The 15346-nt window shown below is 73.0% G+C and carries 10 protein-coding genes; 8 read left to right on the top strand and 2 right to left on the bottom strand.

All coding sequences use genetic code 11. The features are described from left to right. Window positions 1-317: 317 nt before the first annotated feature. From BM419_RS08580 to BM419_RS08550, 7 genes are all read left to right on the top strand, one after another. Window positions 318-1322, top strand: a complete 1005-nt coding sequence (locus BM419_RS08580) for an AAA family ATPase (RefSeq protein ID WP_091926269.1) — start codon at window positions 318-320, stop codon at window positions 1320-1322. 2 nt (window positions 1323-1324) lie between these two features. After that, window positions 1325-2236 (top strand): DUF58 domain-containing protein, encoded by a 912-nt coding sequence (locus BM419_RS08575; RefSeq protein ID WP_091926183.1) that lies wholly within the window; start codon window positions 1325-1327, stop codon window positions 2234-2236. Between the two features lie 7 nt (window positions 2237-2243). Continuing rightward, the gene (locus tag BM419_RS08570) at window positions 2244-5063 is read left to right on the top strand and encodes a DUF4159 domain-containing protein (RefSeq protein WP_091926181.1); all 2820 of its coding nucleotides are present in this window, start codon (window positions 2244-2246) and stop codon (window positions 5061-5063) included. A gap of 334 nt (window positions 5064-5397) precedes the next feature. Then, on the top strand, window positions 5398-7479 hold the full coding sequence (locus BM419_RS08565) for a hypothetical protein (RefSeq protein WP_091926179.1): 2082 nt from the start codon (window positions 5398-5400) through the stop codon (window positions 7477-7479). Between the two features lie 151 nt (window positions 7480-7630). After that, window positions 7631-9556, top strand: coding sequence for an extracellular solute-binding protein (locus tag BM419_RS08560; protein WP_091926178.1), 1926 nt, complete (start codon window positions 7631-7633; stop codon window positions 9554-9556). A 14-nt stretch (window positions 9557-9570) separates the two neighbouring features. Continuing rightward, window positions 9571-11418, top strand: coding sequence for an extracellular solute-binding protein (locus BM419_RS08555; RefSeq protein WP_091926176.1), 1848 nt, complete (start codon window positions 9571-9573; stop codon window positions 11416-11418). 4 nt (window positions 11419-11422) lie between these two features. Beyond that, window positions 11423-12526 (top strand): microcin C ABC transporter permease YejB, encoded by a 1104-nt coding sequence (locus BM419_RS08550; protein WP_091926174.1) that lies wholly within the window; start codon window positions 11423-11425, stop codon window positions 12524-12526. A gap of 19 nt (window positions 12527-12545) precedes the next feature. Here BM419_RS08550 and BM419_RS08545 read toward each other — a convergent pair whose 3' ends face one another. Further along, window positions 12546-13037, bottom strand: a complete 492-nt coding sequence (locus tag BM419_RS08545; protein WP_056525927.1) for an Rrf2 family transcriptional regulator — start codon at window positions 13035-13037, stop codon at window positions 12546-12548. A 192-nt stretch (window positions 13038-13229) separates the two neighbouring features. Between BM419_RS08545 and hmpA the strand changes: the two genes are divergently transcribed. Further along, the gene (gene hmpA / locus BM419_RS08540) at window positions 13230-14471 is read left to right on the top strand and encodes an NO-inducible flavohemoprotein (protein ID WP_091926173.1); all 1242 of its coding nucleotides are present in this window, start codon (window positions 13230-13232) and stop codon (window positions 14469-14471) included. 7 nt (window positions 14472-14478) lie between these two features. On the opposite strand, the gene BM419_RS08535 is transcribed toward hmpA, so the two are convergent. After that, complete coding sequence (locus BM419_RS08535; RefSeq protein WP_244540726.1) at window positions 14479-15276, bottom strand: AraC family transcriptional regulator; 798 nt, start codon at window positions 15274-15276, stop codon at window positions 14479-14481. Window positions 15277-15346: the final 70 nt, after the last annotated feature.

Below are 15346 nucleotides of genomic sequence, written 5' to 3'. Positions count from 1 at the left end.
GGAAGCCCGCAAAGCTGCCCACGCCGCGATCCGCGAGAGACATCAGAGGGTTCGGCCGGTCCGGCGGTCGCGGGTGAGGATCGCCCCGGCTTGGGCGCCTTCCTAAAGGTCCGGGTCGCCGACGCCAAGAGCGGGGCGGGATCGGCGGCCGACCCATCGCGGGCGGCTCGGGCCTCGGCGCGTGCGCCGGACGTCGCCAACGCGGCCGCGAACGAGCGTGCGGCGATCCCGACCTTGCCAGCCCGGCACCTGAAGCCCCACACTCGCGGGATTGGCCGGCGGGTCCCGCGGGGCCCGGGCAGGAGATGGATATCGGCATGACGCAGGGGATCAGCCCGGCCACCGCCCTGGACGACGGCATCGTGGCGACGGCGGAGAGCTGCCTCGCCGCGGTCGGCGCGGCGCGGGAGGCGATTCACGGGGTGATCTTCGGGCAGGAGAAGGTCGTCGATCTCGCACTCGTGACCATCCTGGCCGGCGGCCACGGCCTGCTGGTCGGCCTGCCGGGCCTCGCCAAGACCAAGCTGGTCGAGACACTCGGCACCGTGCTCGGCCTCGACGCGCGGCGCGTGCAGTTCACGCCCGACCTGATGCCCTCCGACATCCTCGGCACCGAGATCCTGGAGGAGGACGCCGAGCGCCGCCGGGCCTTCCGGTTCGTGCAGGGGCCGGTCTTCACCCAGCTCCTGATGGCCGACGAGATCAACCGGGCGAGCCCGCGCACGCAGTCGGCGCTGCTGCAGGCCATGCAGGAGGGCCACGTCTCGGTGGCGGGCGCCCGCCACGACCTGCCGCGGCCGTTCCACGTGCTGGCGACCCAGAATCCGATCGAGCAGGAGGGCACCTATCCCCTGCCCGAGGCGCAGCTCGACCGCTTCCTCCTGGAGATCGACGTCGGCTACCCGGACCGTGCCGCCGAGCGGCGGATCCTGATCGAGACCACCGGCGTGGACGAGGCGCGCCCGCGGGCCGTGATGTCCACCGAGCAGCTGCTCACCGCCCAGCGCCTCGTGCGCCGGCTGCCGGTGGGCGAGGCCGTGGTCGAGGCGATCCTCGACCTCGTGCGCGCCGCCCGGCCGGACAGCGGCGACGCCATCGTGAAGGACAAGCTCCTCTGGGGGCCCGGCCCCCGCGCCAGCCAGGCGCTGACGCTCGCCGCCCGCGCCCGGGCGCTGATCGAGGGCCGGGTCGCGCCGTCGGTGGCCGACGTGAAGGCGCTCGCCGAGCCGGTGCTCAAGCACCGGATGGCGCTGAGCTACACCGCCCGCGCCGACGGCGAGACCATCGAGGGCCTGATCGCCAAGCTCGCGGAGAAGCTCTGACTTTGGTCGCGACGAACGCCCTCGACGCCGGCAGGCGCACCCCCGGCCGGCGCGAGAGCGAGGGCGCGACCGCCCTCTCCGACAAGATGCCCCGCCTCGTCCTGGAGGCGCGCCGCGTGTCGAGCCTGCTGGCCCACGGCCTCCACGGCCGCCGCCGCGCCGGGCCGGGCGAGAGCTTCTGGCAGTTCCGCCCCTTCGTCACCGGCGAGGCCGCGGCCCGCGTCGACTGGCGCCGCTCGGCCCGCGACGACCGGCTCTACGTCCGCGAGCGCGAATGGGAGGCCGCCCACAACATCTGGCTGTGGATCGACCGCTCGGCCTCGATGGGCTTCGTGTCGGACCTCGCCTCGGCCCCGAAGATCGAGCGGGCGCTGATCCTAGGCCTCGCCCTGGCCGACGCCTTCGTGGAGGGCGGCGAGCGGGTGGGCCTGCTCGGGCTGACCCGCGCGAGCGCCTCCCGCGGGATCGTCGAGCGCTTGGCCCAGGCGCTCGTGGCCGACCAGGCGGGCCTGACTCAGGACCTGCCGCCCCGGGCCAGCCCCGCCCGCTTCGACGAGGTGGTGCTGATCGGCGACTTCCTCACCGAGCCCGACCGGATCGCCGCCGCGGTGCAGGGTCTCGCCGGCCGCGGCAGCCGCGGCCACCTCCTCATGGTGGTGGACCCGATCGAGGAGACCTTCCCGTTCACCGGCCAGGCCGTCCTGCACGATCTCGAGGGCGGCCTCAGCCTCGACATCGGCGACGCCGACGCCTGGGGCGCGCGCTACCGCGCCCGGATCGCCGAGCACCGGGCGGCGCTCGCGTCCATCGCCCGCGGCCAGGGCTGGACGCTGACGATCCACCGCACGGACCGGCCGGCGAGCGAGGCGGCCCTGCGGCTCGCCACGTTGATCGCCGCCCGCGGCACGGAGTGAGGCCGCCATGCTGGGTCTGACCTTCGCGGCGCCGCTGGCGCTCGCCGCCCTGATCGGCCTGCCGGCCCTGTGGTTCCTGCTGCGGGTGACCCCGCCGCGCCCGCGCCGGATCAACTTCCCGCCGCTGAAGCTCGTCGCCGACCTGATCCCGCAGCGGCAGACCCCGGCGCGCACGCCGCCCTGGCTGCTGATCCTCCGGCTCCTGATCGCCGCCGCCCTGATCCTCGCGGTGGCCGGCCCGGTCTGGAACGCCGGCGGCGTGGGGGCCGGGGGCGGCCGCAGCGCGCTCCTCGTGCTCCTCGACAACGGCTTCCCGGCCGCCCACGACTGGCGCGACCGCCTGCGCGTCGCCACCGACGCGGTGGAGGGCGCCGCCCGGGACGGACGGCCCGTCGCGGTGATCGGCCTCGCCGACGCCCCCGCGGCCTTCGAGGCGAAGACGCCGGCCGCCGCCCTGGAGCGCCTGCGCGCCCTCGCGCCGCGCCCGATCCTCCCCGCCCGCGACGCGCATCTCGCGACGATCGAGACCTTCCTCGACAAGAACCGCGGCGCCGGGCTCGTCTGGATCAGCGACGGCGTCGCCGGCGCGGGCGACACGCGCTTCGCCAAGGGGCTCGCCGACCTCGCGGGCGACAGGGGCGCGGCCCTCACGGTGCTGCGGGCCGACAGGCCGCCGGCCCTCGCCCTCACCGCCACCGAGAACGCCGGCAAGCTCGTGACGCACGCCCTGCGGGCCGCGCCGAACGGGCGCGACGCCGGGGTGATCCGGGCGCTCGACCAGAAGGGCCTGCCGCTCGCCGAGCGCGACTTCGCTTTCGGAGCCGACGCCACCGAGGCGGACGCGGCCTTCGAGATGCCGGTGGAGCTGCGCAACAGCATCAGCCGGCTGGAGATCGCGGGCGAGCGCTCGGCCGGCGCCGTGGTGCTGCAGGACGAGCGCGGCAAGCGCCGCCGGGTCGGGCTCGTGTTCGGCGGCACCCTCGACCAGGCGCAGCCGCTCCTGGCGCCGACCTACTACCTGTCGCGGGCGCTCCAGCCCTTCGCGGACGTGCAGGAGCCCCGAGGCGCCAAGGGCACGGCGGACTCGATCAACCAGCTCCTCGACAATCAGGTCTCGGTCCTCGTGCTGGCCGATGTCGGCGCGCTCGACGAGAAGACCACCGCGCGGATCGAGAGCTTCGTGAAGGACGGCGGGATGCTGCTGCGCTTCGCCGGCCCGCGGCTCGCCGCCGGCAACGACCCGCTGGTGCCGGTGCGGCTGCGGCGGGGCGGCCGGACCCTCGGCGGCACACTCTCCTGGGACAGCCCCAAGACCCTGGCCCCGTTCCCGCCCGAGAGCCCCTTCGCGGGCCTGACGCCGCCGGCCGATATCGGCGTGCGCCGCCAGATCCTGGCCGAGCCGGACGGCGACCTGCCGAGCCGGACCTGGGCGTCGCTCCAGGACGGCACGCCGATCGTCACCGCGCAGAAGCGCGGCCAGGGCACGATCGTGCTGTTCCACGTCACCGCCGACACCACGTGGTCGAACCTGCCGCTCTCCGGCCTGTTCATCGACATGCTCCGGCGCGTCGTGGCGCTGGCCGGCGCCGCGGCGCCGGTCCAGGGGGACGCGACGCGGGCCGCGGCCCCGGTGCTCGCGCCGCGGGTGACGCTGGACGGGTTCGGCGCGCTGGGCTCGCCGCCGGCCTCGGCCACCGCGGTGTCGGCCGACTACGCCGACCGGGCGAACCTCGAACATCCGCCGGGCTTCTACGGCCCGCCGGACGGAGGCATCAGCGTGAACGCCCTGAAACCGGATGACCGGCTGAAGCCCCTCGACACCGCCGCGCTCGAGGGCGCCCGGTTCGGATCCCTCGCCGGCGCCGAGACCCTGGACCTGCGGCCGAGCCTGTTCACCCTGGCGCTGCTGCTGCTGGCGCTCGACACCCTGGCGGGGCTGTGGCTCGGCGGCTTCCTGCGCCGCGGCGGTCTGGCGGCCCGCCTGCGCGGCCGGCCGGCCGTGCTGGCCCTCGCCGGCCTCGTCCTGCTCGCCGCCCTGCCGGCGCGCCCGGTCCGCGCGGAGGAGCCGCCGGCCAACCGACCGAACGGCATCGAGTCGGCGCTGGTCACGCGCCTCGCCTACGTGATCACGGGCGACGCCGCCGTCGACGAGGCGAGCCGCACCGGCCTCACCGGCCTGACCCAGATGCTGGCCGCGCGCACCGCGCTGGAGCCGGGCGAGCCGGCCGGGATCGATCCGGCGAAGGACGAGCTGGCCTTCTACCCGCTGATCTACTGGCCGATCGCCCCGAACCGGCCGCAGCCCTCGGACGTCGCGATCCGCAAGATCGACGCGTTCATGCGCAACGGTGGCACGGTCCTGTTCGACACCCGCGACGCGCTCACCGCGCGGCCGGGCGGGCCGCCCACCCCGGAAGGAGCCTATCTCCGGAAGATGCTGGCGACGCTCGAGGTGCCGGAACTGGAGCCGGTGCCCCTCGACCACGTGCTGACCAAGGCCTTCTACCTCGTGGACAGCTTCCCCGGCCGCTACGCCACGGGCCAGACCTGGGTGGAGGCTTTGCCGCCGGCCGCGGAAGGCGCCGAGCGCCGCCCGGCCCGCGCCGGCGACGGTGTGAGCCCGATCATCATCACCGGCAACGACCTCGCCGCCGCCTGGGCGGTGGGACGCCGGGGCGAGCCGCTCTACCCGGTCGTGGGCGGCGACCAGCGCCAGCGCGAGATGGCGTTCCGGGGCGGCGTGAACATCGTGATGTACACGCTCACCGGGAACTACAAGGCGGACCAGGTCCACGTGCCCGCGCTGCTGGAGCGGCTGGGGCAGTGATCGGTTCGGACACACGGCGCGCGGCCGCCTCCCCTCCCTCCTCTGCATGCCTGCAGATTCGAAGCGCGCGCGCGGCGCCGCGTCGGCAGGACGGGGCGCGGGTCCCCTCTCCCGTGCGGGAGAGGGATACGGTGAGGGGCCAGATCTCCCCGGACGCGGCGCTCCCTGCCGGCACATTGACGGCGTGCTCGAGCCTGTACCTTCCCGACCCTCACCCCAGCCCTCTCCCGCGCGGGAGAAGGAGCCCGTCGCGCCTGCCCGCGCCGCCGCGTGAGCGTGGCGGTTCATGGAATGAGGCGCGGCGCCGCCTCACGGATCCGGAGCGCTCCGCCCCATGCTGAGCCTCAGCTTCACGCCCCTCCTGCCCTGGCCGGCCATCGCCGTCCTCGGAGCGATCGTCGCCGTCCTGGCGGTGTTCGCCGTCCTGGCGCGGGGCCGCACCGCGCTGCTGCGCGTCCTCGTCCTCGCCCTGGTCCTGGCGGCGCTCACCAACCCCGCGCTGGTGCGCGAGGACCGGGAGCCCGTGAAGGACGTGGCCGCCATCGTGGTCGACCGGTCCGGGTCGCAGCAGCTCGGCGACCGGCCGCAGATGACCGACGCGGTCCGCGCCGAGCTGCAGCGCCGGTTCGGCGCGCTCACCGACATCGAGCCGCGCTTCATCGACGTGCCGGATTCCAAGGACGGCGACGACGGCACCAAGCTGTTCACGGCCCTGAGCCAGGCGCTGGCCGACGTGCCGCCGGAACGCCTCGCCGGGATCGTGATGCTCACCGACGGCGTGGTGCACGACGTCCCCGCCTCCCTGGCCCAGCTCGGCATCAAGGCGCCGCTCCACGTCCTCGTCACCGGTCACCCGGACGAGCGCGACCGGCAGATCAAGCTCCTGGAGGCGCCGCGCTTCGGCATCGTCGGCAAGGACCTGACGATCCGCGCCGAGGTCATGGAGCGCGGCGGGACCGGCCACGCCGTCGTCACGGTGCGCCGCGACGGCGAGGAGATCGGCCGGCGGGACGTCGCCACCGACAAGCCGTTCGCTCTGAACCTGCGCATCGAGCACGGCGGCCCGAACGTGGTGGAGATCGAGGTCGAGCCGCTGCCGGGCGAGCTCACCACGGTCAACAACCGGGCGGTCCTGCCGATCGAGGGCATCCGCGAGAAGCTCCGGGTGCTGCTCGTCTCCGGCGAGCCGCACCAGGGCGAGCGCACCTGGCGCAACCTCCTGAAGTCGGACGCCAACGTCGACCTCGTCCACTTCACCATCCTGCGGCCGCCGGAGAAGCAGGACGGCACGCCGATCTCGGAACTCTCCCTGATCGCCTTCCCGACGCGCGAGCTGTTCGTCCAGAAGATCAAGGACTTCGACCTGATCATCTTCGACCGCTACGCCAATCAGAGCGTGCTGCCGCAGGCCTATTTCGACAACATCGTCCGCTACGTCCGCGAGGGCGGCGCCCTGCTGATCGCCGCCGGCCCCGAATTCGCCGGACCGGCCAGCCTCGCCCGCACCCGGCTCGCCGGCATCCTGCCCGGCGACCCCGACGGCCGGGTCGTCGAGAAGCCCTACAAGGCGACGCCGACGCAGGTCGGCCAGCGCCACCCGGTGACCCGCGCCCTGCCGGGCTCGGACGCGAACCCGCCCGCCTGGGGCGACTGGCTGCGCATCGTCGAGGCCCGGACCCGGCCGGGAATCCAGCCGATCCTGTCGGGGGCCGAGGGCCTGCCGCTGCTCGCGCTGTCGCGCGAGGACAAGGGCCGCGTCGCCCTGCTCCTGTCCGACCACGCCTGGCTCTGGGCGCGGGGCTACCAGGAGGGCGGCCCCTATCTCGACCTGCTGCGCCGCCTCGGCCACTGGCTGATGAAGGAGCCGGCCCTGGAGGAGGAGGCGCTGCGCGCCCAGACCACCGGGCGCGGCCGCGAGGTGCGGGTCGAGCGCCAGACGATGGCGGATCAGGCCGAGCCGGTCACAGTGACGGGCCCCACCGGCAAGGTGACGACGCTGACGCTCAAGCCCCAGGAGCCCGGCCTGTTCACCGCGACCTTCGACGCGGAGACCCTGGGCCTGCACACCCTGCGGTCGGGCAACCTCGTGGCCTTCGTCAGCGTCGGGCCGGCCAACCCGCGCGAGCTCGCCGACGTGTTCAGCGACACCGAGCGCCTGAAGGCCGCGGCCGACGGGTCGGGCGGCTCAGTCCGCCGCGTCGCCGAGTCCGGCGGCATCCAGGTGCCGCGCCTCGCGCTTGTGCGCGGCGGCCGCCTCGCCGGCAGCGACTGGATCGGCTTCCGGCCGAGCGACAGCGCCAACATCCGCGGCGTCGAGGTCTACCCGCTGGCGCTCGGCCTCGCGGCGCTGGCCGCGCTGGCGGCCGCCCTGCTCGCCATGTGGCTGGTCGAGGGCCGGCGGGGGCGGGCGGCGTGACGCGGACTTGCGGCTGGGCGCGCCTTCGGACCCGTGCGGCCCTGTGCGCTCCCGCATGGTCGACGGGCGGCGGTCCGCGTCCTATGACCCCCTGACATGTCGAGAGAGTCCGCGTCCGGCGCGGGCTCGAACCAACGGAGACAGCCTGCCCGTGACAGCGCAGACCGTGACTGGACGCCTCCTCGCCGCGACGCTCCTCGTCGCCTGCCTCCAGCTCGCCCCGGCCCGTGCGCAGGAACCGGCCGCGATGCCGTCGACGCCGCCTGCCGTGCCGGCCACCCTGCCGGCCGCCAACGGCCAGTGGACCCACGCGATCACGCTGATGGGCCAGCCGAAATACGGCCCGGACTTCAAGCATTTCGACTACGCCGACCCGGCAGCCCCCAAGGGCGGCATGGTCCGGTTCGGGGCCCAGGGCGGGTTCGACAATTTCAACATCGTCGTCGCCGGCCTGAAGGGCGACCTCGAGAACGGCATCCAGCAGATCTACGATCCGCTGATGACCGAGTCGTCGGACGAGCCGTTCACCTCCTACGGCCTGCTCGCCGAGGCGGTGCGGATCGCCCCCGATCTCGGCTCCGTCTCGTACCGGCTGCGCGAGAACGCCCGCTGGCACGACGGCAAGCCGATCACGCCCGAGGACGTGGTCTGGTCCTTCGACGTGCTCAAGGCCAACAGCCCGTTCTACGCCGCGTACTACCAGACGGTGGCCAAGGCCGAGGTGACCGGGCCGCGCGAGGTGACCTTCACCTTCACCGAGACCGGCAACCGCGAGTTGCCGCAGGTGATCGGGCAGCTCCGCGTCCTGCCCAAGCACTGGTGGACCGCCAAGGATTCCAACGGCAAGCCGCGCAGCGTCACCGAGACGACCCTGGAGCCGCCGCTGGGCTCGGGCCCCTACCGCCTCGCGAAGTTCGAGCCGGGCCGCACCACCACCTACACCCGCGTGCCCGATTACTGGGGCAAGGACCTGCCGGTGAATGCCGGTCGCTATAACTTCGACACCGAGCGCTACGAGTATTTCCGCGACGGCACCGTGCTGGTCGAGGCGCTGAAGGGCGACCTCTACGATTTCCGCGTCGAGAACATCGCCCGCAATTGGGCGACCGCCTACGAGGATTTCCCGGCCGTGAAGGAGGGCCGGCTGATCAAGGAGGCGTTCCCCGAGCGCGGCATGGGCATCATGCAGGCCTTCGCCTTCAACACGCGCCGGGACAAGTTCAGGGACCCGCGCGTCCGCCGGGCCTTCAACCTCGCGATGAACTACGAGGAGATGAACAAGGCGCTGTTCTACGGCCTGTACAAGCGGATCAACTCCTACTTCTTCGGCTCGGAGCTGGCGTCATCGGGCCTGCCGGAGGGCGAGGAGAAGGCGATCCTCGAGAGCGTCAAGGACAAGGTCCCGGCCTCGGTCTTCACCACCCCCTACGCCAACCCGGTCAACGACGGCCCCGAGGCGGTGCGCAGGAACCTCCGCGAGGCCGTCGGCCTGCTGCGCGAGGCCGGCTACGAGCTGCGCGGCGGCAAGATGGTCAGCAAGGCGACCGGCGAGCCGCTGACCGTCGAGTTCCTGGAGTTCCAGAACACCTTCGAGCGGGTCATCCTGCCGTTCTCGGCGCAGCTGAAGCTGATCGGCATCGACGCCACCCTGCGGGTCATCGACCAGGCGCAGTATCAGAACCGCATCCGCAACTTCGACTTCGACGTCACCACGGCGTCGTGGGGCGAGTCGCTCTCGCCCGGCAACGAGCAGCGCGAGTACTGGGGCTCGGCCGCGGCCGACAAGCCCGGCTCGCGCAACCTGATCGGGATCAAGGACCCCGGCATCGACGCCCTGATCGAGACGGTGATCTTCGCCAAGGACCGGCACACCGTGATCGCGGCGACCCGGGCCCTGGACCGGGTGCTCCTCGCCCACGACTACGTCGTCCCGCAGTGGTCCTCCGACCAGCAGCGGACGCTGCGCTGGAACCGGTTCGGCCACCCGGCGATCCTGCCGCTCTACGCCAGCTCCGGCTTCCCGACGACGTGGTGGTACGACGAGAAGCTCGCCGCCAAGACCGGGGCGCCCCGTTGACGGGCGGTCCCGGGATGCCGACCCGGCGCGGGCTGGTCCTCGGGGCCGGCGCGCTCGCGGCGATGCCGCCGTGGCGCCCCGCCCGGGCGGCCGACGCGCACGAGCGCCACGGTCTGTCCAGCTTCGGCGAGCTCAAATACGGCCCGGACTTCGCGCATTTCGACTACGTGAACCCGATGGCGCCCCGCGGCGGGCGCTTCTCGGCGCAGCTCGCCGCGACGACCGGCAACCAGTCGCTCAACACCTTCAACACGCTCAACGTCTACGTGCTGCGCGGCGACGGGGCCGCCGGCATGCCCCTGACCTTCGACAGCCTGATGGTCCGCGCCCTCGACGAGCCGGACGCCCTCTACGGGCTGGTGGCGCGCGCCGTCACGGTCAGCCCGGACGGCCTGACCTACACCTTCGCGCTGCGCCCGCAGGCGCGGTTCCACGACGGCTCGCCGCTGACCGCGCGGGACGCGGCCTTCAGCCTCAAGCTCCTGCGCGACAAGGGCCACCCCGAGATCGCCGAGGTGATCCGGCCCGTGACCGACGCCCGGGCCGAGGGCGACGGGCGGCTCGTGGTGACCTTCGAGCCGGGCCGCGCCCGGGACCTGCCGCTGTTCGTCGCGCAGCTGCCGCTCTTCTCCGCCGCCTACTACGCCGGCCGGGACTTCGAGGCCTCGACCCTGGAGGCGCCGCTCGGCTCCGGTCCCTACCGGGTCGGCACCGTCGATCCGGGCCGGTCCATCGGCCTGGAGCGCGTCCCGGATTACTGGGCCGCCGAGCTGCCGGTGAATGTCGGCCAGAACAACTTCGACGCGATCCGCTACGAGTATTTCCGCGACCGCACCGTGGCCTTCGAGGCGTTCAAGAGCGGTGCCTTCACGTTCCGCGAGGAGTTCACCGCCCGGGTCTGGGCGACCGGCTACGACTTTCCGGCGATGACCGAGGGCCGCGTCGTCCGCGAGACGGTGCCGGACGCGCGGCCGAGCGGCACGCAGGGCTGGTGGATCAACACCCGCCGCGCGGCGTTCCGCGACCCGCGGGTGCGCGAGGCGATCGGCCTGTGCTTCGATTTCGAGTGGTCGAACCGCAACCTGATGTACGGCGCCTACGCGCGCACGGCCTCGTTCTTCGAGAATTCCGACCTCAAGGCGACCGGCAAGCCCTCGGCCGAGGAGCTCGCCCTGCTGGAGCCGTTCAAGGACCTGCCGCCCGAGGTGTTCGGCGAGGCCTGGGCGCCGCCGGTCTCCGACGGGTCCGGCCAGGACCGGGCGCTGCTGAAGCGCGCCGACGCGCTCCTGCGGGAGGCCGGCTGCACCCGCCAGGGCGGCAACCTGCTGCTGCCCGGCGGCCAGCCCCTGACCCTCGAGTTCCTCGACGAGGATCCGGTCTTCCAGGCGGTCACGCAGCCCTTCATCCGCAACCTGGGGCTGCTCGGCATCAAGGCGAGCCTGCGCACGGTCGACCCGTCTCAGTACCAGGCGCGGCTGAAGGATTTCGACTTCGACGTCACGCCGCGCCGCTACAGCAGCGGGCTCACCCCCGGCGCGGAGCTGCGCGAGACCTACGGGTCCCGCTCCGCCGGGACGGCGGGCTCCAACAACCTCTCGGGGATCGCCAGCCCGGCGATCGACGCGCTGCTCACCGCCGTCGCCGACGCGACGTCGCGGGCGGACCTGACCACCGCCTGCCGGGCGCTGGACCGGGTCCTGCGGGCCGGGCGCTACTGGGTGCCGATGTGGTACGCCTCGACCCACCGCCTCGCCCTCTGGGACGTGTACGGCCGCCCGGCGACCCCGCCGAAATACGATCTCGGCGCCCCCGGGACGTGGTGGTTCGACGCCGACAAGGCCAAGCGGATCGGGCGGGACTGACGCCATGCTCGCCTACATCCTGCGCCGCATCGGCCTGATGATCCCGACCCTGTTCGGGATCATGCTGATCACCTTCACCATCGTGCAGTTCGCCCCCGGCGGCCCGGTGGAGCGGGTGCTGTCGCAGCTCCAGGGCCAGCGCGACGGGGCCATGTCCCGCGTCACCGGCGGGTCGGGCGACCTCGGCGGCGCCAGCCGGCCGTCGGGCGGCGGCGACGCCAGTTCCCGCTACCGCGGCGCCCAGGGGTTGAGCCCGGAATTCATCGCCAAGCTCGAGAAGCAGTTCGGCTTCGACAAGCCGGCGCCCGAGCGCTTCGCCAAGATGCTCTGGGACTACGTCCGGTTCGATTTCGGCCGCAGCTACTTCCGCGACGTCACGGTCATCCAGCTGATCAAGGAGCGGCTGCCGGTCTCGATCTCGCTGGGCCTGTGGATGACGCTGCTGTCCTACGCGATCTCGATCCCGCTCGGGATCCGCAAGGCCGTGGCGGACGGCACACGCTTCGACCGCGCGACCTCCTTCGTGGTGATCATCGGATACGCGATCCCGGGCTTCATGTTCGGGCTGATGCTCATCATCCTGTTCGCCGGCGGCTCGTTCTACCAGTGGTTCCCGCTGCGCGGCCTGACCAGCGAGGGTTGGGAGAGCTTCTCGCCCTGGCACAAGGTGACCGACTACGCGTGGCACATGGTGCTGCCGCTGACCGCCCTGGTGATCGGCGCCTTCGCCACCTCGACCCTGCTGACCAAGAACTCGTTCCTCGACGAGATCCGCAAGCAGTACGTGCTGACCGCGCGGATGAAGGGGCTGTCCGAGCGGCGCGTGCTCTACGGGCACGTGTTCCGCAACGCGATGCTGATCGTGATCGCGGGCTTTCCGGGCGCCTTCATCTCGGCCTTCTTCACCGGCTCGCTGCTCATCGAGACGATCTTCTCCCTCGACGGCCTGGGCGAGCTGTCGTTCCGGGCGATCGTCGGGCGCGACTATCCGGTGGTGTTCGCCACGCTCTACATCTTCTCGCTGCTCGGGCTCGCGGTGAACCTGCTGTCCGACCTGATCTACGTCTGGATCGACCCGCGGATCGATTTCTCGGCGCGGGCGACCTGACCGCGCGGCGCGCGGATCCTCAGGTCTCGGGGAGGCTCGCGGCGCCGGCCGGCACCGGCGGCTCGTCGCGCGGGGGGCCGGCCAGGCCCAGCAGCGCCGCGATGGCGTCGCCGTCCGGCGCGCCGAGGAGGTCCGCCAGGGTGTAGCGGTCGAGGACGGCGAGGAACGCCGCCAGGGCCTCGCCCAGCACCCGCCGGAGCCGGCACGGGGCCGTGATGGCGCAGGCGCCGCCGCCGAAACACTCGACCAGCGCCAGGTCGTCCTCGGTCTGGCGCACCACTGCACCGACGACGATCTCCTCCGGCGGCTTCGCCAGCCGAAGCCCGCCGCCCCGGCCGCGGATCGTCCGGATCAGGCCGAGCCGACCCAGCTGGTGGACCACCTTGGTCAGGTGATTTTCCGAGATGCCGTAGGCGCGCGCGATCCCGGCGATCGAACTCTGCTCGGGCTCGTGGAGCCCGACGTAGATCAGCGTGCGCAACGCGTAATCCGTGTAGCGGGTCAGGCGCATCTCAACTCCAGAAGACGATCCCTGCCGTGGGGCGATGCGATGTCCGCCGCGGTCCGAGTCCGTACGCGCAGCCGCGGACCGGCACCACCGCAGGCAGGCGAACAGGCACCGTCCCTATAAGATGTATTTCCCTTGCATCTTTTCGAGGGGGCGCTAAAAGAAGCATGTCGTATGCACCTTTTGAGCTGTGCCATGCCCGCGCCCCTCTCCCCCGCCACCGTCGCTCTCATGAAGGCCACCGTGCCGGCCCTGGAGGCCCACGGCCTCACCATCACGAAGCGCATGTACGAGCGCCTCTTCGAGAACGCCGAGATCCGCGACCTCTTCAACCAGTCCCATCACGGCGAGACCGGCTCTCAGCCGAAGGCCCTGGCCCAGGCCGTGCTCGCCTACGCCCGCAACATCGACAATCTCGGCGTCCTGGCGGGCGCGGTCGAGCGCATCGCGCAGAAGCACGTCGCCCTGAACATCCTGCCGGAGCACTACCCGCACGTGGCCGACGCCCTCCTCGGCGCGATCGGGGATGTCCTCGGCGAGGCCGCCACGCCGGAGATCGCCACGGCCTGGGGGGAGGCTTACTGGTTCCTGGCGGAACTGCTGATCGGCCGGGAGGCCGCGATCTACCGCGACCATGCCTCCAAGCCGGGCGGCTGGAACGGCTGGCGCGACTTCGTGGTCGACAGCGTGACCCAGGAGAGCGAGACGATCCGCTCCTTCGTCCTCGTGCCGGCCGACGGTGGCCCGGTGCTGCGGCATCGGCCGGGCCAGTATCTCGGCTTCCTCCTGGACCTGCCGGGCCGCGGTGTGCTGAAGCGGAACTACTCGGTGTCCTGCGCGCCGAGCGACCGGGCCTACCGCATCACCGTCAAGCGCGAGGCGGCGCCGGGCCGTCCGGCCGGGATCGCCTCGAACTGGCTGCACGACCACGCGCGGCCCGGCACCGTGCTGAAGGTCGCCGCACCGGCGGGCGACTTCAGCCTCGACGCCGAGAGCGATGCGCCCGTGGTGCTGGTCAGCGGCGGCGTCGGGCTGACCCCGATGATCAGCATGCTCGAGACCATCGCGGCGGACAGCCCGGACCGGCCGACCTGGTACGTCCACGGCGCCCTGTTCGGCCGCGTCCACGCCCTGCGCGACCACGCCCGGGCGCTCGCGGCGCGGGCCCGCGCCGCGACGGTCGTGACGTTCTACGCGGAGCCCGAAGCCGCGGACCGGCCGGGTGAGCACTACGACGTCCAGGGCCTGATCACGGCGGACTGGCTCGCGGAGCACACGCCGCACGACCGCGCGACCTACTACCTGTGCGGTCCCAAGCCGTTCCTTCGGGATCTCGCCACCGGCCTGCTGCGCCGCGGCGTCCCGGCCGAGCGGGTGAAGTTCGAGTTCTTCGGCCCGGCCGACGAGCTCTTCGAGGCGCCCCGACAGGCAGCCTAGGCGGCGCTCAGGGCGTCCCGCCGCGGAGCGGACGCGCGGCGCCGAGCACCCGCGCCACGGTCGTGCGCAGCGCCTGCGCGCTCCGGTAGCCCACGGCCGCCGCGACCGCCCGCGGCGGCCGTCCCTCGGCCGCCAGCGCCAGCGCCCGGATCACGCGGGCCCGCGCTCGCCAGTCGCCGAAGCTGAGGCCCGTCTCCGCGCGGAACCCGCGCGTGAGCGTGCGCCGACTCGCGCCTGCACGGTCGGCCCAGGCGTCGAGATCGGACCCCGAGGCCGGATCCTCGATCAGCGCGAGGCAGACCCGGCGCAGGCGCGCGTCGCGCGGGAGCGGCAGCGCGAGCGGCGTCGCCGGGGCCCGGCCGATCTCGTCGAGCACCAGGGCGGCGAGGTGGCCGCCGCGGCCCTCCTCTGCGTAGAGCACCGCCTCCTCCGCCAGCGCGGTGAGCGCGGCGGCGAGGAGCCGCGACACCGCGATCACCCGGCAACTCGCCGGGAAGGACCGGACCGCGGCGGGATCGAGATAGGCGGAGCACATCGCGACAGCCCCGTGGGTCGCGACCGCGTGCGGCAGAAGCGGCGGGATCCAGAGGGCGTGCCCCTCGGGAACCACCCAGGTGCCGTCCTCCGCGAACGCCATCATCAGCCCGGACGTGGCGTAGAGCAGCTGCGCGCGGGGATGGAAGTGCCGTGCGAGGTGCATCCCGGCCGCGTAGGTCTTGGGCATCACCGCGACCGGGCGGGGCACGTCCTGATAGTCGGCCGCCTCGGTCGACCGCCCCGCGGCGCCGCGCGCCTCCGTCAACATTGGCCCGTTCGCGTACATATCCGGCCCAACACCGCCATCGGGTCAGGCTATCAGGGTGCCGTCCCGGAGG

Source organism: Methylobacterium sp. yr668, from assembly GCF_900116245.1.
Taxonomy (GTDB): domain Bacteria; phylum Pseudomonadota; class Alphaproteobacteria; order Rhizobiales; family Beijerinckiaceae; genus Methylobacterium.
Note: the sequence above shows the minus strand (reverse complement) of the source record. Positions and strands in the feature narration are given on the sequence as shown.